Consider the following 20,894-nt stretch of genomic DNA (forward strand, 5'->3'; position numbering starts at 1 on the left):
ACGCAATTGCGGTCCGCGCCTTCGTCATCTCGTCCTACAAGTAACTGCGCCTCTGTTCGATCAAAGATCGAAGTGGCAGGCGACCTTGTGGCCGCTCGCCGCCTCGCGCCACTCCGGCTCCTGCTCCGCGCAGATGTCCTGCGCCCACGGGCAGCGGGTGCGGAAGCGGCAGCCCGAGGGCGGGTTCGCCGGGGACGGCAGGTCGCCCTTGAGGATGATGCGCTCGCGGGTGGCCTCCTTCTCCGGATCGGGTTGCGGCACAGCCGAGAGCAGCGCCTTCGTGTACGGGTGGCGGGGGTGCTCGTAGATCGAGGCCGAGTCGGCCTCCTCCACGAGCTTCCCGAGGTACATGACCCCGACCCGGTCCGAGAGGTGCCGGACCACCGCCAGGTCGTGCGCGATCACCAGGTACGTCAGCCCGAACTCGCCCTGGAGCTCGTCGAGCAGGTTCATGACCTGGGCCTGGATCGACACGTCGAGCGCGGAGACCGGCTCGTCGCACACGATCAGGTCCGGCCGCAGCATGAGCGCCCGCGCGATGCCCAGCCGCTGGCGCTGGCCGCCCGAGAACTCGTGCGGGAACCGCTCCAGCACCGTCTTGGGCAGGCCCACCGCGTCGAGCGTCTCGACGGCGAGCTTGCGGCGCTCGGCCTTCGAGCCGACCCCGTGGACCTTGAGCGGCTCCGCGAGGAGCATGTCCACGTTGTGGCGCGGGTTGAGCGAGCCCAGCGGGTCCTGGAAGACCATCTGCATGCGGGAGCGGAACTTCCGCAGCCGCTCGGGCTTCAGGGTCGTCACGTCGTCGTCGCCGAGGCACACGCGGCCGGCCGTGGGCTCCTCCAGGCGCAGCACGGCCCGCCCGAAGGTGGTCTTGCCGCAGCCGGACTCGCCCACGAGGCCGTACGTGCCGCCCTGGGCCACTCGGAGGCTCACGCCGTCGACCGCGCGCACGTGGCCGACGACGCGCTCCACGAGCACGCCGCGGCGGATCGGGAAGTGGACCTTCAGGTCCTCGACCTCCAGCAGCGCGGGCTCGGAGGCGGACGGGTCCGGCTCCTCGGCGCGCTGCGCGGGGACGAGCGGCTCCGCCACTTCGGCGAGGTCCTCGGGCTCGGTGCTCATGCGACCTCCTCGGCCATGACGCAGCGGTGGGCGTGCTCGCTCCCGATGAGCGCGGGCTCGCCCGCGACGCACGCGTCGGCGACGCGGTCGCAGCGGGGCGCGAACGCGCAGCCGTCCTTCCAGCGGATGACGTCGGCGATCGAGCCGCGGATCGGCGTCAGCGGCTCGTGCAGCGGCAGGTCCAGGCGCGGGATCGACCCGAGCAGCCCCACCGTGTACGGGTGCGTGGGCCGCGCGAACAGCTCGCGCACCGGCGCCGACTCGACCACGCGCCCCGAGTAGAGCACGTTCACCTCGTCGCACATGCCCGCGACGACCCCGAGGTCGTGCGTGATCATGAGCAGCGCGGTGCCCTCGTGGTCGACGAGGTCCTTGAGCAGCTCCAGGATCTGCGCCTGGATCGTCACGTCGAGCGCGGTCGTCGGCTCGTCGGCGATGAGCAGGCGCGGGGCGCACGCGACGGCGATCGCGATGAGCACGCGCTGGCGCATGCCGCCGGAGAGCTGGTGCGGGTACTCCTTGAGGCGGCGGACCGGGTCGGGGATGCCGACGCGGTCGAGGAGGGCGGCGGCCTCCTTGTTCGCCTTGTCGCCCTTGAGGCCCCGGTGCCGTTCGAGGACCTCGGTGATCTGCCGTCCGATGGGGACGACCGGGTTGAGGCTCGACAGGGGGTCCTGGAAGACCATGGCGAGGTCCTTGCCGCGGCGGCGGCGCATCTGGGAGGCGGGCAGCGACAGGAGGTCGGTGCCGTCGAAGACGGCCCGGCCGCTGACGTCGGCGCCGCCGCCCTTGCGGCGCCCGCCCCCGGCCGGGACGGCCTGGGGCGCGGCGACACTGGCCTTGACGGACCCGGGCGACGCCTCTTCGGCGGCGGCCTGGACCGGCTGGTCCCCCTTGCGGGCCTTGGCGGCCCGGCCCCTCGGGAGGAGGCCCATGACGGCGAGGCTGGTGACGGACTTGCCGCACCCGGACTCGCCGACGAGGCCGACGATCTTCCCCTGCTCCACGGAGAAGGAGACGCCGTCGACGGCGGTGGACGCCCCGAACGCGACCCGCAGGTCCTCTACTTCGAGCAGTGCCACTACTCCTGCCTCCTCAGCCTCGGGTCGAGCGATTCGCGCATGGCCTCGCCGAGGAGGGTGAACCCGAGCGCGGTCACGATGATGGCGACCGCCGGGTAGATGGCGAGTTGCGGTGCCCCCGAAAGGAACCGCTGCGCGTCGGCGAGCATGGTGCCCCATTCGGCGCTGCCGGGGTCGGGGTTGCCCAGGCCCAGGTAGGACAGCGCGGCGGCCTCGATGATCGCGGTGGCGAGCACCAGGGTGGCCTGGACGATGACCGGTCCGAGCGAGTTGGGCAGGATGTGCGAGACGACGATCCGTCCCTTGGGGACGCCCAGGGAGACGGCGGCGAGCACGTAGTCCGAGTGCGCCTGCGCCAGCATCGATCCGCGCAGCAGCCGCGCGAAGATCGGGATCTGGGCGACCCCGACTGCGACCATGACGGTGCTCAGCGACGGGCCCAGGAGGGCCGCGACGCTCAGGGCGAGCAGGAGCATCGGGATGGCGAGGGCCACGTCGACGGTGCGCATGAGGACGGCCTCGATACGCTCGCCCCAGCGGCCCCCGAAGGTGCCCGCGGCGGCGGCGACCCCGCCGATGACCGCGCCCGCGACGAAGCCGATGAGCGTCGCGACGACGCCCACCAGGAGCGTCTGGCGGGCCCCGACGATCATGCGGGAGAACATGTCCCGGCCCAGGTGGTCCAGGCCGAACCAGTTCTCCGCGCGCGGCCCGGGGAAGATGTTCCGGTTGAGGAACACCTCGCGGCCCCAGGTCTGCGCGGTCGGGTCGTACGGGGCGATCCACGGCCCGAGGACCGCCACGATCACGAACAGGCCGACGATGACGCCGCCCGTGACGGCCATCGGGGAGCGCTTGAGCCGCCGGAACGACTGGCGCAGCAGCGAACCGGTCTGCGCCTCGCGGGCGGAGACGCTCGCCTCGATGAGCCGGTCGAGCTTCTCGATCTTCGCGACGGTCATGACCGCACCCGCACTCTCGGGTCGAGGAGCCCGTACGACAGGTCCACGATCAGGTTGATGGCGACGTAGAACATGGCGATCACGAGGATGAAGCCCATGAGCGCCGGGTAGTCGCGCTCGGTCGTCGCCTGGTACACGAAGGAGCCGATGCCGCCGAAGGAGAACACCGACTCGGTGAGCACGGCGCCCGCGAACAGGCTGCCCAGGAGCAGGCCGATGATCGTGGCGATCGGGAGCATCGCGTTGCGCATGACGTGGCGGCCGCGGATCACGGAGGGCTTGAGGCCCTTGGCGTCAGCGGTGCGCACGTAGTCCTCGCCGACGACGTCGAGGACGCTGGCGCGGGTGATGCGCACGATGACCGCGAGCGGGATCGACGACAGGGCTATCGCGGGCAGCACCAGGTGCAGCACCGCGTCCCAGGCGATGTCGAACTCCCCGGTTATCAGCCCGTCGATCACTCTGAGGCCCGTGACCTCCGTGTAGTCGGCCCCGGCGGAGAGCCGGAACGTCGTGGGGAGCCACCCGAGCTCCTGCGCGAACACCACTTTCAGCATGGCGGCGAGGAAGAAGATCGGGATGCACGTGCCCAGGAGCGAACCGGAGACGGCGGTGAAGTCCAGCCACGTCCCGCGGCGCCTGGCCGCGAGGTAGCCGAGCGGAATGCCCAGGCCGACGGCGATGATCATCGCGGCCAGGGACAGTTCGATGGTGGCGGGCAGCCGGTCGGCGAGCTCCGTGGCGACGGGCCGCCCGCTCGACAGCGAACTGCCGAAGTCGAAGCGGACGATCCGTCCCAGGAAGTCCCCGTACTGGACCCAGACGGGCTCGTCGAGCCCCAGGGCCGCCCGCAGCGCCTCCCGCTGCTGGTCCGTGGCGTTCTCGGGGAGCAGCCGGTTCTCGGGTCCGCCCGGAAGGGCTTTGAACCACGCGAAGAGCAGCAGCGAGAGTCCCAAGAGGGCCACGGCCAGTTGCAGGAGGCGCTTGACGGTGTAGCGCAGCATGTTGTGCTAGTCGGGATTCGGTTAGGAGCCGGTGGTGAAGTAGACCTGCGCGAAGTTCTCCTGCGTCAGCGGGGAGACGGTCGGCGGGTACACGTTGGCGGCGAAGGCGATCGACGGCGGGGAGGACGACAGCGGCAGGCCCGGGAGCTCTTCCATCACGGCCTCGTTGGCGGTCTTCCACAGGTCGACGCGGGTGGCCTCGTCGGGCTCGGTGTTGGCGGCCGCGATCGAGTCGAAGACCTCCTGGTTGTCGAAGCCCCACTCGGTGGACTCGGCGGCGAACCAGGTGCCGAGGAAGTTGTACGGGTCGCTGAAGTCGCCGGTCCAGCCGAGCAGGTACAGCGGGCACTCGCCGGAGCGGGTGGTCGGGATGTACTCGACCCAGGTGATCGGGCGGGCTTCGACCGTGACGCCGGCCGCTTCGAGGTCGGAGGCGATCATGTCGAAGATGTCCTTCGGCGCCGGCATGTACGGGCGCGACACGTCGGTCGGGTAGCAGAACGTCAGCGTCAGGTCCTCCTGGCCGGCCTCGGCGAGCAGGTCCTTGGCCTTGTCGACGTCGTAGTCGTAGGTCTTGACGTCGTCGGAGTAGCCCTCCAGGCTCGGCGGGATGAACTGCGTGGCGACCAGGCCGCCCGGCGGGAGCACGTTGTTGACGATGCGCTCGCGGTCGACGGCGTAGGACAGGGCCTCGCGGACCGCGTGGTCCTCAAGGGGCGCCTGGCCCTGCGTGTACGCGAGGTACAGCAGGTTGAACACGCCGCGGACGGGGACCTGGAAGCCCGCGTCGATGAGCGGCTGCACGTCGGCGGGGGCGGCGAGGTCGTAGCCCTGGATGTCGCCGGCCTCAAGGGCCTGGCGGCGGGCGGTCTCGTCGGAGATGGTGCGGAAGATCAGGGTCTTGACCTTCGCGGCCTCGCCCCAGTAGGTGTCGTTGCGCGTCAGCGTGACCTGCTGCTCGCTGTGGTCCCAGTCGGTGAGGACGTAGGGGCCGGTGCCCGCGAGGGTCCCGGCGGTCTGCGAGTAGTCGGGCAGCGGCGAGTCCGCGGCGGCCAGCTCGACGTCGGCGATCGCCTCAAGGGAGGCGGGGCTGATGATCGAGAAGGAGCTGAGGGAGAACGCGCCCGGGAAGCTGGAGGTGTACTGGCTCAGCGAGATCGTCGCGTCCAGTCCGTCCGCGGTGCAGCCCTGGTAGATCGGGTCGGCCTCGATGCCCATGGCCGGGTCGTTCTCGGTGAAGCCGCCGAAGATCGCGGAGTAGTAGTAGGTGAAGTTCGGGGACTGGTAGCCGCCCTTGAAGTTCGCCCACCGCTCGAAGTTCGTGCAGACCGCGGCGCCGTCGAGGGCGGTGCCGTCGCTGAAGGTCACGCCTTCACGCAGGTGGAAGGTCCACTCGGTGCCCTCCGGGTTCTGGTCCCACGACTCGGCGAGGCCCGGCACGCTGTCGGTGCAGTCGGTGTCGACGAGGGTCTCGTAGATCTGGCGGGTGACGCGGAAGGTCTCGCCGTCGGAGGCGAGGACCGGGTCCATGCTGGTCGGGTCGCCCGGGGAGCCGAAGACGAACGGCTGCGACTCGTTGGCAGCGGTGTCCGCCTCGGGGGTCCCGTCGGTCCGCTCCGGGCAGGAGAAGTCGAAGTCCTCGGCGGATTCGGCGTCGCCGCCGTCATCGCCGTCGGAGCCGCAGGCGGCGAGGATGCCCACTGCCATCGCGGCGCTCGCCGCGGCGGCCAGGGCGCGCCTGACTGGGGTTGGGGACGTGCGCATAGGTTGTCTCACCCGTCGGTCGTTGGGTATTCGGAGGTACCAAACAGACTAGAACACGGTGAGTTACACCACTGTTAAGCGTTATGTGATCGTGACCGTTCCGCGGGCTATTGTTACCGAATCCGCATCAACCATGCGCAAGTGAAAAGCGTTGTGCGACAACGCCTTTCAAAACGGACTACGCGCGGCGCGGAACGGCGCCGGGGGTCCACTCAGTCCATGGCCCGGCGGCCCGAGAAGGCCCGCCCGAGGGTCACTTCGTCGGCGTACTCCAGGTCGCCGCCCACGGGCAGGCCGCTGGCCAGCCTCGTCACCTTGAGCCCCATGGGTTTCAGCAGCATCGCCAGGTACGTGGCGGTGGCCTCCCCCTCGGTGTTCGGGTCGGTGGCGATGATGAGCTCGGTGGTCTCCCCGGCCTGGAGCCGCACCATGAGCTGGCGGATGCGCAGGTCGTCGGGGCCGATGCCCTCCAACGGGTTGATGGCCCCGCCGAGCACGTGGTACCGGCCGCGGAACTCGCCGGTGCGCTCGATGGCGAGGACGTCCTTCGGCTCCTCCACGACGCAGATGAGCGCCTCGGAGCGGCGCGGGTCGCGGCAGATGCCGCACTGCTCGCCCTCGGTGACGTTGCCGCACGTCTCGCAGAACCGGACCTGGGCCTTCACCCGCTCCAGCGCCGAGGTGAGCCGCTCGACGTCCGCGCTCTCCGACGCCAGCAGGTGGAAGGCCAGCCGCTGCGCACTCTTCGGGCCGATCCCGGGCAGCTGCCCGAGCTCCTCGATGAGGTCGCCCAAAGCCCCGTCGTACAAGGATTCTCCTCCGTGGTTCCGCGTGGTGGGGCCGGGCTACATGCCCGGGAGGCCCATGCCGCCGAGGGCGTCGCCGAGCGGGCCCATCTTCTGGGCCGCGAGGCGCTTCGCGTCGGCGCCGGCGGCCTGGACGGCCGCGACGATGAGGTCTTCGAGGGTCTCGACGTCCTCGGGGTCGACCGCCTGCGGGTCGATCTTGACGGCCTTGAGCTCGCCGTCGCCGGTGACGGTGGCGGAGACGAGCCCGCCGCCCGCGGCCGCGGTGACCTCGCTCTCGGCCAGTTCGGCCTGGGCCTTCAGCATGTCGGCCTGCATCTGCTGGGCCTGCTGGAGCAGCTTCTGCATGTCTCCGCCCGGGAACATGTCCATGTCGTCTCCTCGCCTTCGGTTTCCGGTTCTCCTGGTCTGGCGGCAAGCCTAGCCGCACGGGGCGACGGCGGCCGTGGAGCACGCCCGGACCGTCGGGTCCGGCGGGTCAGCGCGCGATCTGCTTGGCGCCGAACGCGGAGGTGATGAGCTTGATCGCCTGCTCCTCGCTGGTCCCGAAGCCGCCGGGGGCCACGGGGTCGTCGGGGCTGGGCTCGTCGTAGTCGTCCGGCGGGGGCTCCTCGACGGCCTCGGCCACGGGCGCCGCGGCCTGGCGGCCGGGTGCGGCGGGCCGGGACGCGGGCGCGGCGGACCTAGGCGCCGGGGCCGGCGCCGCTCCCCCCGGGGCTTTTGGGAGGGTCCCCGCCTCCCCCACCTCGCATCGGATCTTCCAGGTGCCGCCGAGGACGTCGCCGAGGACGCCCACGACGATGCCGTAGGCGGGCTCCTTCTGGAGGTTCTCCGCGTGGAACGCGTGCTTGAAGGTGAGGACCAGCTCGCCCGCGGCGGCGTCGGCGATGGTGGCGTCCTGGAGGAGCGCGGCGGTGGTGCGCTTCTTGTCCTTGACGGCCATCATGATCCGGTCCCACTGGCGGCGCACCGAGGCGGCGGAGGTGCCGCCTCCGGCGGGCTCGGGCTCGTAGACGGGGGCCGGCGGGGGCGCGGTCCACTCCTCGGCGGGGGGCTCCTCCGCGGGCGCGGCGGGCGCGGGTTCGGGCGCTTTCGCCTGCGGCGCTTCGGCGTCGTCCCACGGCGGGACCGCGGCCTGCGCGGCGGCGGGCTCGGGGGCCGGTGCGGCGGGGGCCTCGGCGGGCTTGGCGGGCGCGGGGCGGACCGCGGCCGGGGCGGGCTCGACGGGTGCCGCGACGGGCCGCGCGGGGGCGGCGAGGGCCGCTCCGGCGGCGCGCTGCTCCAGCGTTTCGAGGCGCTGCATGAGCCCGGCCATGGACTCGTCGGAGCCGGGGAGGATCGCGCGCACGCACGCGAGTTCGAGGAGCAGGCGCGGCGCGGTGGCGCCGCGCATCCCCGCGAGCCCGGCGGCGACGACCTCGGCCATGCGCGCGAGCGTCGAGGTGCCCATGCGGGTGGCCTGGCTGGTCATCTTCCCGAGCTGGTCGGCGGGCGCGTCCACGAGGCCGTTCGCACCCGCGTCGGGGACCTGCGTGAGGACGATGAGGTCGCGGAGGCGTTCGAGGAGGTCCCCGGCGAAGCGGCGGGGGTCGTGGCCGCCTTCGACTACGCGCTCGACCACTTCCATGACGGCCGCGCCGTCGGCGGCGGCGAACGCCTCGCACATCTCGTCCAGGAGCCCGGCGTCGGTGACGCCGAGGAGCCCGGCGGCCCGCTCGTACGTGACGCCTTCGGGCCCGGCACCGGCGATGAGCTGGTCGAGCACGGAGAGCGTGTCGCGCGCGGAGCCGCCCCCGGCGCGGACGACGAGCGGGAGCACGTCGTCGGCGACGACGGCGCCCTCCTCGTCGCAGAGCTTGCGGCACAGCTCGCGCATCGCGGGCGGCGGGATGAGCCGGAACGGGTAGTGGTGCGTGCGGGAGCGGATGGTCGGGAGGACCTTGTCCGGCTCGGTGGTCGCGAAGATGAAGAGCACGTACTCCGGCGGCTCCTCGACGAGCTTGAGCAGCGCGTTGAAACCGGCGGCGGTGACCATGTGCGCTTCGTCGATGATGTAGATCTTGAAGCGGGAGTCCACGGGCGCGAAGACGGCGCGTTCGCGCAGCTCGCGGGCGTCGTCCACGCCGCCGTGGCTGGCGGCGTCGATCTCGATGACGTCGACCGAGCCGTGCCCGGCGGCCGAGAGCGCGACGCACGAGCGGCACTCGCCGCACGGCTCGGCGGTGGGGCCCTGGGCGCAGTTGAGGGAGCGGGCGAGGATGCGGGCCGAGGAGGTCTTGCCGCAGCCGCGGGGCCCGGAGAAGAGGTAGGCGTGGTTGAGGCGCCCGGCGGTGATGGCGTTGATGAGGGGTTCGGTCACGTGCTCCTGGCCGACCACTTCCGCGAAGGTCTGCGGCCGGTACTTGCGGTAGAGCGCGAGTGCCACGTTCTCCTCCTGCTGATCGCCCCTCGGCGGCGCCGCTGCACGGCGCGCCTCAAGCCAGGGTACGGGCTGGGTCCGACGTTCTGCGGCTGACCGGGGGTCTTGGTGCGGCGGTCATACGCCCGTCGTCGCGAGGGGTGGATCAGAACGGATGAAAGCGGTATCCTCTTACAATCGCAAGACATTTAAACGTTTCAATGTAAAGGAGCTCCCCCTTGCGCACTCCCGCTCCGACCCGCCGCGCGCGGCTCGCCCGGTGGCTGGCCGCCGCCGTCGCGGCCGTCTGCACCGCGGCCGGGTTCACCGCCCTCGGCGCCGCCCCGGCGGCCGCCGTCGAGACCGGCACCTGGTACCGGATCGTCAACGACTTCTCCGGCCTCGCCGTCAGCATCCAGGACGCCTCCACCACGACCGGCGCCGCCGCGGTCCTCGCCGCGCCGTCCTCGGCGACCAACCAGCAGTTCCGATTCGTCGACTCCGGCAGCGGCTACTACCGGATCCAGGCCCGGCACTCGAATCAGGTACTCGACGTCTACGCCAAGTCCACCGAGAACGGCGCGAACCTCGTGCAGTGGACCGACAACAACGGCACCAACCAGCAGTGGCAGGCCAACACCCAGTCCGACGGCTCCGTCGAACTCGTGAACCGCAACTCCGGCAAGGCCCTCGACAACTGGGAGTGGGCCACCAGCGCGGGCCCGCGCGTCTCCCAGTACGACCGCAACAACCTCGAATCGCAGCACTGGAAGCTCGTCCCGATCGCCGCGGCCGGGAACGGCGCGGTCAACGACCCGAACCTCCAGTACTACGGCCGCTGGAACACCACCGACGCGTCGTTCTACACGATGGGCTGGGCCGGCGGCTACGTCGAGGGGGCCTTCACCGGCTCCTCCATCGGCGTGAAGCTCCGCAACACGATCGACCTGTACTACTCGGTCGACGGCGGCGCCGAGACCTGGCTGCGGGCCGTCTCCGGGAACGTCACGATCCGCACCGGGCTCTCCTCGGGGACCCACACGATCCGCATCGGCTTCCGCGAGAAGGCCGGGTCCTACACCGGCGACCCGGCGTTCGGCGGCCTCATCCTCGCCTCCGGCGGCGCCACCAGCGCGATCAGCCGCCCGGCGAACTTCATCGAGTTCATCGGCGACTCCATCACCGTGGGCCAGCCCAACGGGAACCGGCCGTTCACGGCCTACCCGTACCTGGTGGGCGACAACCTGAACGCGGGCCACACGCAGGTCGCGCAGGGCGGCGCGTGCCTCGTCAGCACCTCGGACGGGTGCTGGGGGATGATGGACTGGTTCCGCCGCACCTCCATGGCGTCCACTTCGGACGACTGGAACTTCTCGCGGTACCAGGCCACGGCCGTCGTGATCAATCTGGGCACCAACGACGTCGGACACGGGGTCTCCACGACCACGTTCCAGGCCAACTACATCACCATGCTGGAGCGGGTCCGCCAGGCCTACCCGAACGCGCACATCTTCGCGCTCCAGACGTTCCGCGGCCGCTACGTCCCCGAGACCCTCGCCGCCGTCAACGCCCGCACCAGCGCCGGCGACTCCAAGGTCCACTTCGTCGACACCACCGGCTGGCTGCCGGACGCGGGCGACCTCGTCGACTCGGTCCACCCGAGCGACGCCGGCCACCTCAAGATCGCCAACCGCCTGACCCCGATCATCGACCAGTACATCTAGAACGCGGCGGTGCCCGCCCCGGCTTCGGGGCGGGCACCGCTCTTCCCTGCGGAAAACCCTATATCCTATAGGATATAGGATCTATTGCGCGGTAAGGGCTTCCGTGGGCGAGAGCCGCGAGGCCCGCACCGCCGGGTAGAGCCCCGCGACCGCGCCGATGAACAGCGTCGCGGCCACGCCGCCGACGCTCGCCCAGTACGGGACCACCGTCGGCCACTCGCGCACCGCCGCGAACACCGCGGTCACCGCCGTCCCCAGCAGCACCCCGCCGACACCCCCCAAGGCGCTCAGCAGGAGCGACTCCGCGAGGAACTGCACCCGGATCTGCCCCTTCGTCGCGCCGAGCGACCGGCGCAGGCCGATCTCGCTGCGCCGCTCCAGGACCGAGATGACCATCGTGTTCGCCACCCCGACCCCGCCGACCAGCAGCGCCACCCCGCCCAGGCCCAGCAGCATCCCCGTGAACGCCGTGTCCACGGCGTTCTTCGCCGCCAGGGCGTCCGAGGGCCGCGACACCGACGTCTCGTCGGGCGCCTCCGGGTTCGCGGTCGCCGCCAGCACGCCCGCCACCTGCTCCACGTACTGCTCCTCCGCGCGGGCGTACACCGTCGTCGGGTGCCCGTCGAAGCCCAGATACGTTGCGGCCGCGTCCCATCCGACCAGGACCGCGAGGTCCAGCTCCGGCGCGAGCGCCACGGGTTCGAGGATGCCCACGACGGTGAACCAGCGGCCCCCGACGTACACCTCCACGCCCCCGTCGACCGAGGTGATGCCCAGCTGCTCCGCAGCGGTGGCCCCGAGGACCACCGCGGGGTACTGCGCGGTCGCCCCGTTGAGCCACACGCCGTCCGCGAGCTCCGCGCCGATCGTGTCGAGCACGTCGAGCTCGGCGGCGCTCACGGTGATCCCGCCGGAGCGGCCCTCCGGGATGTGGTCGGAGCGGTACACGTTGGCGTCCGAGACGGCCCCGGTCGCCGCCACGGCGTAGACCGGATCGATCCGCGCGACCATCGCCGTCGCCTCGTACGGCAGGACGCCCTCCTCGCCCGAGAGCATCGACGTCCCGGGCTGGACCCGGAGCAGGTTCGTGCCGAGCGCCGCCAGCTGCCGGTCGAGCTCGGCGCGGCTGGAGGAGGAGATCCCCACGACCGCGATCATCGCGGCGATGCCGATCGCGATGCCCAGGGCCGAGAGCCAGGCCCGCAGGGGGCGCGTCCGCAGGCCGGTGGCGCCGGTCTTGAGGACGTCGCCCGGTCGCATCCGGGCCGGGCGCAGCGCCCGGTCGGCGAGCGCCATTCAGACCACCCGCCCGTCGCGCATCGCGACCTGCCGCGGCAGCGAGTCGGCGATGTCGTGGTCGTGGGTGATGACCACCACGGTCGTTCCGGCGCCGTGGAGTTCGTGCAGGAGCTCCATGACGCCAGCGCCGGAGACCGAGTCGAGGTTCCCCGTGGGCTCGTCGGCGAGGAGGAGCGCGGGGTTGCCGACGACGGCCCTGGCGATGGCGACGCGCTGGCGCTCGCCGCCGGACAGCTCGTTGGGGAGGTGGTCGATGCGGTGATCGAGGCCGACGCGGGCGAGGGCCTCGGCGGCGCGGGCGCGCCGTTCCGGTGCGGCCGTTCCGGAGTAGAGGAGGCCGTCGGCGACGTTGTCGAGGACCGGCTGGCCCACGGCGAGGTGGAACTGCTGGAACACGAAGCCGATCCGGCTCGACCGGAGCGCCGAGAGCTGCTTGTCGCGGAGCTTCGCGACGTCGAACCCGTCGATGCGCACGGTCCCGGTGGAGGGCCGGTCGAGCGTGCCGATGAGGTGCAGCATCGTGGACTTCCCGGACCCGGAGGGGCCGACGATCGCGGTCATCTCCCCCGGGTCGATCCGCAGTGAGACCTCGCGGAGGGCTTGGACGCCGCCCGGGTAGGTCTTGGAGACCGCGTCGAGCTCCACGACCGGGTGGGGCCCGGCCTGCGGCTGCGCCGCGGCGGCTTCGGCGAGGACCGTCATGAGGGCACCACCACGGACTGGCCCGCTTCGAGGCCCTCGCCGCTGACTTCCACGAAGCCGTCGGCGAACAGGCCCGTGTCCACGGCGACGATCTCGGTGGTGTCGCCGTCCACGACCTCGACGCCGTAGCCGCCCTCGGCGAGGCCGAGGAGGGCCTCGACGGGGACGGCGAGCACGTCCACGGCGCTGTCGCCCGCGAAGCCGACGTCCACGCTGGCCTGGTCGAGCGCGTCGAAGACCGCGGCGTCGTCGGCGGCGACGGTGACGTCCAGGTAGGTGACGTCCTCGGTCTCGCCGCCCTGGCCGGTGTCCTGCGAGACTGCGGTCTCGGAGGCGGTGACGGTCCCGGTGGCCTCGGTGCCGTCGGGGAGCGTGATGGCGACGGGGTCGCCGACGACCACCAGCTCCTGGTAGTCGAGTTCGACCTCCACGCTGACGACCTTGTCGAGGCCGGTGTAGGTGAGGAGCGTCGAGCCGGGCTGCGCGGCGGCGCCGAGCTGGAGGTCCACGGTGTCGACGCGCACGGCGTCGGGCGCGAACACGATGCGGCCCAGTTCGATCGCGCCGGTCTCGTCCAGGCCCAGGTCCTCCTGCCACTCCTCGACCGCTTCGGCGGTGGCGTCGGTGTACTCGTCGTCCACGGTGAACCCGTCGTAGCCGAGCGCGGCGAGGTTCTCCTCGAACTGCTCGACGTCGGCGCCCTCGGTGCCGACCTGGAGGGGCCGGTACGCGGGGAGCGCGCCGTACATGAGGACCACGGGCGTGTCGTCGACCGCGTAGAGCCGGTCGCCCCGCTCGATGACGTCGCCCGCGGACGGCAGGTCGGTGACGGTGCCGCTGAGGAGGCAGCCCAGGTCGAGCGCGTCGCCGTAGCCGAGGTCCCCGGCGATGGCGACGGTCTCGGTGAGGGTCGTCTGCGTGACCTCGGCGGTCTCGGGGGTCTCCTGCGTCGCCTCGGCCTCGGGGCGCTCGAAGAACGAGCGGAGGTCCACGCCGAGCGCCGCTGCGACCGCCGCGGCGGCGGCGACCGCGATCGCCGCGCCTGCGACGACTTTGCCCGTGCGGCCGCGGCCGCGTCGACGGCCCGCCATCACTCGTCACCGCTGTCGTTGGAGGCGCCGGGGCCCTCGGGGGCCAGGTCCTGGCAGGCGGCCTGGGCGTCCTTCATCTCCTGGCCCTGCGGGTCCACGCCGAGCTCGTCGCCGTTCATCATGATGCCGCCGTTGGGCTCGGGGTCGGGGAAGCCGGGGACGCCGTTCTCGCGCATGCACTCCGAATACGCCAGGAGCGCCTCGTACAGCTCGGGGTCGATGGTCGCGTTCTCGTCGGGGCCGGGCATCTGGTCCTCGCACGCCTCTTCGGCGGCCTTGAACGTCTCGTCGTCGGGGTCGATCCCCTCGGGCAGGCCGAGGCTGATGCCGCCGTCGCCGTTCTGCTCGGGGTCGGGGAAGTCGGTGACCCCGTTGTCGCGCATGCACTGCGAGTACGCGAGGGCCTCTTCGAAGCCGCTGAGGTCCTCGCCGTCCCCGCCGCCGTCGTCGGCGGACTCGGAGGCGTCGCCGTCCACGGAGGCCACGCCCCCGTCGTCGGCGTCGTCGCCGCAGGCCGCCGCCGTCAGGGCGGTGAGGCACAGGAGGAGTGCGATGAGGTATCGCCGCATCGGATTGCCTTTCGTGAGTAGTGGCGCGGCCGGGGGCGGGAGGCGCCCCGGCCGCGAAGCCAGTACAGCGAACGGGGCGTTGCGCGGCCGTAATCCGAAACGGCAATGCCGCGGCAACACCGGACGCGCCAAGATGGGGGCATGAGGATCCTGGTGGTGGAGGACGAGCCCCTCCTGGCCGACGCGGTCGCGGAGTGGCTGCGCGGCGACGCGCACGCCGTGGACGTCGCCGCGGACGGCGGCGCGGCCCTGGAGCGGTTCGCCGTCAACGAGTACGACGTGGTGGTCCTCGACCGCGACCTGCCCGTCGTCCACGGCGACCAGGTGTGCCGCGAGATCGCCGCCGCCGGGGGCGACACCCGCATCCTGATGCTCACGGCCGCTTCGGACATCGACGACCGCGTCACGGGCCTGTCCCTCGGCGCGGACGACTACCTGCCGAAGCCGTTCGCGTTCCGCGAGCTCGCCGCCCGCGTCGCGGCCCTGGGCCGGCGCTCCCGCCGCGCCGCGCCGCCGGTCCTCACCCGCGCCGGCATCACCCTGGACGTCCACCTCCACCAGGTGTTCCGCGGCGGACGCTACGTCCCCTTGTCCCGCAAGGAGTTCGCCGTCCTCGCGGAGCTGCTGCGCGCCGACGGCGCGCCCGTCTCGGCCGAGCAGCTCCTCGAAAAGGCGTGGGACGAGCACACCGACCCGTTCACGCAGGCCGTGCGCATGACGATCCTGAAGCTGCGCCGCAAACTCGGGGACCCGCCGGTGGTCCTCACCGAACCCGGAGTGGGGTACCGCATCCGATGACGCTCACCTTGCGCAACCGCCTCACGCTCGTCTACGGCGTCCTGTTCGTCCTCGGCGGCATCCTCCTGCTCGCCCTGACCTACAGCCTGGTCGCGAACACCACGCCCGGGCCCGGCACGATCCAGGGCTCGTACAACGAGGCGCCCGTGCCCGGGCCCGGCGAGACCGCGGTCTCCCAGGAGCAGTTCCGCGTCCTCCTCACCGAGGACATCTGGGACAACGCCCTGGAGGCGGTCAAGACCCAGGGGTCCCTCGCGCTCGGCCTCGTCTCGATCGGCACGATCGCCCTCGGCTGGCTCATCGCCGGGCGGATGCTCCGGCCGCTCTCCCGCGTCACCGACACCGCAGCCCGCATCGCCGAGGCCCCCGCCGCCGGGCAGGGCCTCCACGAGCGCATCCACATCGAAGGGCCCCAGGACGAGCTGCGCGAACTCGCCGAGACCTTCAACCGGATGCTGGAGCGCCTCGACCACTCCTTCGACGGCCAGCGCTCCTTCATCTCCAACGCCTCCCACGAGCTCCGCACGCCCCTCACCGTCACCCGCGCGCTCCTGGAGGTCGCGGTGAACCGCAAGGGCGCCTCGGCGGACGTGCGGCAGCTCGGCGAGACCCTCCTGGAAGTGAACGCCCGCCACGAGCGCCTCATCGACGGCCTGCTCTTGCTCATGCGCTCCGACCGGGAGCTGCGCGAGCGCTCCTACCTCGACCTCGCCGACATCGCCGCCCACGTCACGGCCCAGACCCCCGCCCCGGGCCTCGCGGTCACCGCCGACTGCGCCGAGGCGCCCGCCCGCGGCGAGCCCGTCCTCCTGGAGCGCATGGTCCAGAACCTCGTCGAGAACGCGATCCGCTACAACCTCCCCGAGGGCGGCTGGGTCACGGTCGCCACCCGCACCCTCGACGGCCGCGCCGTCGTCGAAGTCGCCAACTCCGGCCCGGTCGTCCCCGCCTTCGAGGCCCCGGGCCTCTTCGAGCCCTTCCGCCGCCTCGGCACCGAACGCCTCGCCACCGCCTCCAAAGGCGCCGGCCTCGGCCTCTCCATCGTCCGAGCCGTCGCCGAAGCCCACGGAGGAGAGGCCACCGCGACCCCCCGCCCCGAAGGCGGCCTCATCGTCACGGTCTCGCTCCCGGCCGCCTAGCGGAGACGCAAAAAGACCCCGGTGGGAACCGGGGTCTTTCCGTCTGAGCCGCCTGTCGGAATCGAACCGACGACCTTGTTATTACGAGTAACACGCTCTGCCGACTGAGCTAAGGCGGCTGGGTCTCCCACACACCCGCCAGAGCCCGCTTATCCTTGCTGCCTTCCGGCCCTGGGGAGGTTCACAAGATGACGCCGCGTGGGAGACGGGCAGAAGTTTACCGCATCGGACTCGCATCGCCGACCCGGGCGAGCCCTCATCGTCACCGAGGTCACGGCCCGTCGGCGCCGGGTCGGCGACCCATTCATCACGATTGGCGTCCTCTCCGTCCCGTTCGGGACGGAGATCCCCGGCTCGGCCGCCGCTTGCGGGCGGCGCTACGGGAGGGTTCCTGGTTCGACGCCCGCCGCCCGGACTCCGGGTCTGACGCGGGCTCCGCAGGCGTTTCACGTGTCCGCACGCCCTGCGGCCACGAGACGTCGGCCTTCACGTCTGATGTTGATCTCGGCGTTGGCGTCGCGGTCGTGCACCGCGCCGCACCCGCAGCGCCACTCCCTGACGCCGAGTCCGGCAAGGCCCTGCGGGCCGGTCAGCGCACCGCAGGCCGAGCACAGCCTGGTGGAAGGGAAGTACCGGTCCACGCGGACGAAGGTGCGTCCGGCCCGGGCGGCCTTGGAGGCGAGCCGGTTCAGGAACATCCCGAATGCGGCGTCGTGCACCGATTTCGCCGACCGGCCCCGCGCGAGGGCCCCGACATGCAGGTGTTCGACGTAGAGGGCTTGGTTCTCGCCCACCAGCGCCGCCACCTGCTTGTCGATCCAGTCGCCCCTGGTGCGCCTGATCTTCTCGTGGACTCCGGCCACCCGGAGGCGCGCCTTCTCGCGGTTGGCCGATCCCGCGGACTTCCGCGAGAGCGTCCGCTGCGCCTTCCGGAGCCGCCGCTCCATGCGTTTGAAGAACCGCGGGTTCTCGATGACCCTGCCGCCGCGGAGGACGGCGAAGTCCTTCAGGCCCAGGTCGATTCCGGTCTCCGCATCGGGGTCGGGGATCGGGTCCAGCAGCTCGGCGCCGTCGTCGACCGCGACGACGAACGAGGCAAAGTACTTGCCCGTGGGGGTCTTGACGATCGTCACGCTCGACGGCGCCGAGGGGAGTTCCCGGGACCAGGCGATCTTGAGGTTCCCGATCTTCGCCAGGTAGAGGCGACCACCGGCGGGCAGCGCGAACCCGCGCCGGGTGAACCGTGCGGACTGGGTGCCGGTCCTCCGCTTGAACCGCGGCGGCCCGACCCTCGGCCCGTTCCGCCGCCCGGTCGCCGAGTCGAAGAAGCTCCGATAGGCCGCGTGGCAGTCCCGCAGCGTCTGCTGCAACGGCACCGTCGACACCTCGGCGAGCCAGGACCGGTCCGGTCGCCGCTTCGCCCGGGTGATCAGCGCCTTGTCGAGCACCGCGGTCGACGGGTACGGCAGCCCGGCCGCGTACGCGGCCCTCCGGGCCGCCACGGCGTCGTTCCAGACCGTCCGCACGCACCCGAAGGTCCGCGCGAGCATGTCCCGCTGCGGGGCCGTCGGATAGACCCGGAACCGGTAGCGCAGGTGCACACCCGCTCAACGACCATGCCGCCCAAGACGAAACGGCCTCACTCTCATGACAGCGCTCACATGCGCACGCTTTCCAAGCGTGCGCACTCCGCGGACTGCAACGCAGGTCACCTCGATCAACCCGGTTGGAGGACGTTCGCGGCGTCGGGTAAGGTACTCCGCGGAGGATTCGCATAGTGGCCTAGTGCGCACGCTTGGAAAGCGTGTTGAGTGAAAGCTCTCAGGGGTTCGAATCCCCTATCCTCCGCCACGGGGCATCGGGAACGCACACGGTGCCCGCAATAGTGAGAGCTCGTTCTTCGACGCGTCGTGCATGCACGGCGCGTCAGTTCGTATCCATGCACGGTCAGGCGCAGTCGTCATTCGCGCCGACTTGGACGTAGTAGCCGACTCGTATCTGGGCGGTGTAGGCGGCGGTGGTCCCGGCCGCGGGTTCCTGCGCGACGACCTCGCACTGGCCCGGCTGCAGTCCGATCCAGCTCACCGCCTGGTTGTAGAGCGTGACGAGTTGGAATCCCTGCGCCTCAAGCAGGTCGCGGGCGGCGGACGCGGACATGCCGCCGATGTTCGGGACCTGGCCGCTCTCAGGGGCCGCCTCGACCGGGTCGGGTTCCTCCGGGGCGCCGTCGGCATCGTCGTCGGGCGTATCGGCCTCTTCGGTCAGCTGGGCCGCGGACGATTCGGTGCCCGCGGGCGTCTCGGCGACCGCAGACGTCGGGGCGCCGGTCGATGCCGCGGCGGTCGACGGGTCGGTTCCGCCTCCGGTGCCCGAGGCGGTGGCGGTGGGGTCGGCGCCGATGCCCTGCGCGACGGGCCCCTCATCCGGGCCCCAGCCGTCCCAAGGACTCATGATCAGGGTCGTCGTCGCCGGGAACACCAGGACTATGGGCACAGCGAGGAGCAGCAGCCGGTTTCTGCGCCGACGCCGCGGCTGCCGCTCTTCACCGGAAGTCGCGCGATCGTGCAGAACAGCGGTCGGCCCGGTGGAGACGGGTGCCGCTGCCAGAGGGGGCATCGGTGCGGTCCGTTTCGGCGCCGCCGCCTCGCGGCGACCGTTCAGCGGGACGGTGGTCCCGGCGTCGATCGCGGCGCGGCAGGCTTCGGCGAGCTCGGCTCCCGACCCCCACCGGTCGACGGGCTCCTTGCGCAGGGCGCAGGTCACGACCTCGGCCACGGCGGGCGGGACCGTGGCGGGGAGGGCCGGGGGTTCGAGGTTGAGGTGTGCGTGGAGGACGCCGGGGAGGTGATCGGACTCGAAGGGCGGGCGGCCCGTGAGGCATTCGTAGGCCACCACGCCGAGCGAGTAGAAGTCCGCGGCGCTGGTGACCTCCCGGTCGGCGATCTGCTCGGGCGCGACGTAGGTCACGGTTCCCAGGACGGTGCCGGTGGTGGTCAGGGCCGAGGCGTCCGACAGCGTCGCGATGCCGAAGTCGACCAGGCGTACACGGTCCTCGGCGCCGACGAGGATGTTGCCCGGTTTGATGTCGCGGTGAACGATCCCGTTGCGGTGGACCTCGTCGAGTGCTTCGGCGACGCCGGCGACGATCCGCATCGTCCGGTCCGGCGGCAGCGGGCCGCTTGCCAGCAGCGCCGACAGCGAGGACCCGTCGACGAACTCCATGACGATGAAGGGCATCACGGCGTCGCCGTCAGAGGTCTCGCCGAGGTCGTAGACCTCGGTGAACCAGTCGCCGTCGAGGCTCGCCACGGTGCGGGCCTCGCGTTCGAAGCGGTCGCGCCAGGCCCGGGGCCGGTCGAGTCCGCGGTGGAGGACTTTGACGGCCACGGCGCGGTCGAGCAGGGTGTCGGTCGCATGCCAGACCGAGCCCATGCCGCCGGCGCCGATCCGGTGGTCGAGGCGGTAGCGCTCCGCGAGGAGGGATCCAGGTTCCATGTTCATTCCTGTTCAGGGGTGGTGAGACGTCGGAGGGGACGAGGCCGGAACCGCCGGCCGGGCCCGCCGGCCCGGTCCGGCGGATGCCGCCGCGGTTCGAGGACGCTACCAGTGGCGAAGGCGAACACCGCCATGAACGCCACGGCGAGGACGAGCACCGCGTGCGCCCAGAGCCGCGGGTCGAGTACGTCGGGAGTGCCGCGGACCAGGAGCGAGGCCATGCCGGTCGCCGATGCGAGCCACAGGGTCATGAGGGCGGGGAAGTGCGGCTTCTCCAGCAATCGGGTCTTGGCGCCGTCGATCCAGGCAAGGTGCAGGACCCAGGTCAGAGCGCGGTTCGGCCGTTCGGGGACCGTCAGCATGAGACCGATCGCGAGAAAGGCCAGGGCCAGTCCGCATCCCCACAGCCGCGGTGACGCCCAGGCGGGGCAGGATCCAGCGCATCCGTAGTCCCAGGCGTTGTCCAGCGGATCGGCGAGCAGGCTGATGACCACCGCCGGCCCGGCACCGGCCACCACCCAGCGGGTGGATTCCGCGGTCGCCCTGGTGACTTCATGGTTCCGCATCACCAGGTTGAGCGCATAGAACAGCGACAGCACCGCGGGGGCCAGGACCAGCCCGTAGAACGAGAGTCCGAGTAGGACCCGGTCGGAGAAGCCGAGCTCCCCGGCGAGTCGGGCGTAGAGGAAAGCGCAGACGGTCAGCGCGCACATCGCGTAGAACAGCGTCTTGACGATGTGCACCGGCCGAACCGCGTCCCCGCCGCCTTCTGCCGCACCGCTCTGGCGTTCGAGGTAGAGCACGAGCCCGGTGAACGCGAATCCGGCGAGCACGGAGGCGAGCGATCCGTACATCTGGGCCGAGGGCCCGGTCTCCAGTAGTTGCAGCCATGTCGGATCGGGCACTGGTGTCGGTACGGCGAACAAGGGCTCCTCCTGT

18 protein-coding genes, 2 tRNA genes and 1 other RNA gene are annotated in these 20,894 nt (G+C 71.6%); 4 read left to right on the top strand and 17 right to left on the bottom strand.

Annotated elements, in window-relative coordinates; translation table 11 throughout:
• Positions 1-60: 60 nt before the first annotated feature.
• The 8 genes from AB0A65_RS25765 to AB0A65_RS25800 form a co-directional block, all read right to left on the bottom strand.
• Positions 61-1,122 (bottom strand): oligopeptide/dipeptide ABC transporter ATP-binding protein, encoded by a 1,062-nt coding sequence (locus AB0A65_RS25765; protein ID WP_359955435.1) that lies wholly within the window; start codon positions 1,120-1,122, stop codon positions 61-63.
• Positions 1,119-2,204: an ABC transporter ATP-binding protein gene (locus AB0A65_RS25770; RefSeq protein ID WP_359955438.1), complete on the bottom strand. Its 1,086-nt coding sequence runs from the start codon at positions 2,202-2,204 to the stop codon at positions 1,119-1,121. The genes AB0A65_RS25765 and AB0A65_RS25770 overlap by 4 nt, the downstream gene beginning before the upstream one ends.
• Positions 2,204-3,166, bottom strand: a complete 963-nt coding sequence (locus tag AB0A65_RS25775) for an ABC transporter permease (RefSeq protein ID WP_359955441.1) — start codon at positions 3,164-3,166, stop codon at positions 2,204-2,206. Before AB0A65_RS25775 ends, AB0A65_RS25770 begins: the two co-directional genes overlap by 1 nt.
• Positions 3,163-4,170: an ABC transporter permease gene (locus tag AB0A65_RS25780; RefSeq protein ID WP_359955444.1), complete on the bottom strand. Its 1,008-nt coding sequence runs from the start codon at positions 4,168-4,170 to the stop codon at positions 3,163-3,165. The genes AB0A65_RS25775 and AB0A65_RS25780 overlap by 4 nt, the downstream gene beginning before the upstream one ends.
• A gap of 21 nt (positions 4,171-4,191) precedes the next feature.
• The gene (locus AB0A65_RS25785; RefSeq protein ID WP_359955447.1) at positions 4,192-5,934 is read right to left on the bottom strand and encodes an ABC transporter substrate-binding protein; all 1,743 of its coding nucleotides are present in this window, start codon (positions 5,932-5,934) and stop codon (positions 4,192-4,194) included.
• A gap of 212 nt (positions 5,935-6,146) precedes the next feature.
• Positions 6,147-6,743: a recombination mediator RecR gene (recR, locus tag AB0A65_RS25790; RefSeq protein WP_359955450.1), complete on the bottom strand. Its 597-nt coding sequence runs from the start codon at positions 6,741-6,743 to the stop codon at positions 6,147-6,149.
• Between the two features lie 36 nt (positions 6,744-6,779).
• The gene (locus tag AB0A65_RS25795; RefSeq protein ID WP_359955496.1) at positions 6,780-7,106 is read right to left on the bottom strand and encodes a YbaB/EbfC family nucleoid-associated protein; all 327 of its coding nucleotides are present in this window, start codon (positions 7,104-7,106) and stop codon (positions 6,780-6,782) included.
• A 112-nt stretch (positions 7,107-7,218) separates the two neighbouring features.
• A complete protein-coding gene (locus AB0A65_RS25800; protein WP_359955453.1) occupies positions 7,219-9,165 on the bottom strand; it encodes a DNA polymerase III subunit gamma and tau in 1,947 nt (648 codons plus the stop codon).
• A gap of 212 nt (positions 9,166-9,377) precedes the next feature.
• Here AB0A65_RS25800 and AB0A65_RS25805 point away from each other — a divergent pair, with 212 nt between their 5' ends.
• Positions 9,378-10,862, top strand: a complete 1,485-nt coding sequence (locus tag AB0A65_RS25805; protein ID WP_359955456.1) for an RICIN domain-containing protein — start codon at positions 9,378-9,380, stop codon at positions 10,860-10,862.
• 81 nt (positions 10,863-10,943) lie between these two features.
• Here the strand turns inward: AB0A65_RS25805 and AB0A65_RS25810 are convergent, their stop codons facing one another.
• From AB0A65_RS25810 to AB0A65_RS25825, 4 genes are read right to left on the bottom strand one after another with little or no spacing between them, the layout of a single operon-like run.
• A complete protein-coding gene (locus AB0A65_RS25810; protein WP_359955459.1) occupies positions 10,944-12,158 on the bottom strand; it encodes an ABC transporter permease in 1,215 nt (404 codons plus the stop codon).
• A complete protein-coding gene (locus AB0A65_RS25815; RefSeq protein WP_359955462.1) occupies positions 12,159-12,863 on the bottom strand; it encodes an ABC transporter ATP-binding protein in 705 nt (234 codons plus the stop codon). It abuts the gene before it with no gap.
• Complete coding sequence (locus tag AB0A65_RS25820) at positions 12,860-13,954, bottom strand: peptidoglycan-binding domain-containing protein (RefSeq protein ID WP_359955465.1); 1,095 nt, start codon at positions 13,952-13,954, stop codon at positions 12,860-12,862. The genes AB0A65_RS25815 and AB0A65_RS25820 overlap by 4 nt, the downstream gene beginning before the upstream one ends.
• Complete coding sequence (locus AB0A65_RS25825) at positions 13,954-14,523, bottom strand: hypothetical protein (protein WP_359955468.1); 570 nt, start codon at positions 14,521-14,523, stop codon at positions 13,954-13,956. Before AB0A65_RS25825 ends, AB0A65_RS25820 begins: the two co-directional genes overlap by 1 nt.
• Positions 14,524-14,664: 141 nt before the next feature.
• Here AB0A65_RS25825 and AB0A65_RS25830 point away from each other — a divergent pair, with 141 nt between their 5' ends.
• Together AB0A65_RS25830 and AB0A65_RS25835 are read left to right on the top strand one after the other, a co-directional pair.
• Complete coding sequence (locus AB0A65_RS25830; RefSeq protein ID WP_359955471.1) at positions 14,665-15,321, top strand: response regulator transcription factor; 657 nt, start codon at positions 14,665-14,667, stop codon at positions 15,319-15,321.
• Positions 15,318-16,460, top strand: a complete 1,143-nt coding sequence (locus AB0A65_RS25835) for a HAMP domain-containing sensor histidine kinase (RefSeq protein WP_359955474.1) — start codon at positions 15,318-15,320, stop codon at positions 16,458-16,460. Before AB0A65_RS25830 ends, AB0A65_RS25835 begins: the two co-directional genes overlap by 4 nt.
• A gap of 46 nt (positions 16,461-16,506) precedes the next feature.
• Here the strand turns inward: AB0A65_RS25835 and AB0A65_RS25840 are convergent.
• The 3 genes from AB0A65_RS25840 to AB0A65_RS25850 all read right to left on the bottom strand — a co-directional run bounded on the left by AB0A65_RS25840 (position 16,507) and on the right by AB0A65_RS25850 (position 18,061).
• A tRNA-Thr gene (locus AB0A65_RS25840) sits at positions 16,507-16,579 on the bottom strand.
• An RNA gene (gene ffs / locus AB0A65_RS25845) (signal recognition particle sRNA small type) lies at positions 16,577-16,670 on the bottom strand. Before ffs ends, AB0A65_RS25840 begins: the two co-directional genes overlap by 3 nt.
• A 236-nt stretch (positions 16,671-16,906) precedes the next feature.
• On the bottom strand, positions 16,907-18,061 hold the full coding sequence (locus AB0A65_RS25850) for a transposase (protein WP_359955477.1): 1,155 nt from the start codon (positions 18,059-18,061) through the stop codon (positions 16,907-16,909).
• 162 nt (positions 18,062-18,223) lie between these two features.
• Here AB0A65_RS25850 and AB0A65_RS25855 point away from each other — a divergent pair.
• A tRNA-Ser gene (locus AB0A65_RS25855) sits at positions 18,224-18,311 on the top strand.
• Positions 18,312-18,407: 96 nt separating this feature from the next.
• Here the strand turns inward: AB0A65_RS25855 and AB0A65_RS25860 are convergent.
• Both AB0A65_RS25860 and AB0A65_RS25865 read right to left on the bottom strand, forming a co-directional pair.
• Positions 18,408-19,955: a protein kinase gene (locus AB0A65_RS25860; RefSeq protein ID WP_359955480.1), complete on the bottom strand. Its 1,548-nt coding sequence runs from the start codon at positions 19,953-19,955 to the stop codon at positions 18,408-18,410.
• Positions 19,956-19,957: 2 nt separating this feature from the next.
• Positions 19,958-20,881: a hypothetical protein gene (locus AB0A65_RS25865; RefSeq protein ID WP_359955482.1), complete on the bottom strand. Its 924-nt coding sequence runs from the start codon at positions 20,879-20,881 to the stop codon at positions 19,958-19,960.
• Positions 20,882-20,894: the final 13 nt, after the last annotated feature.

Source organism: Glycomyces sp. NPDC047010 (assembly GCF_040644205.1).
GTDB lineage: Bacteria > Actinomycetota > Actinomycetes > Mycobacteriales > Micromonosporaceae > Glycomyces.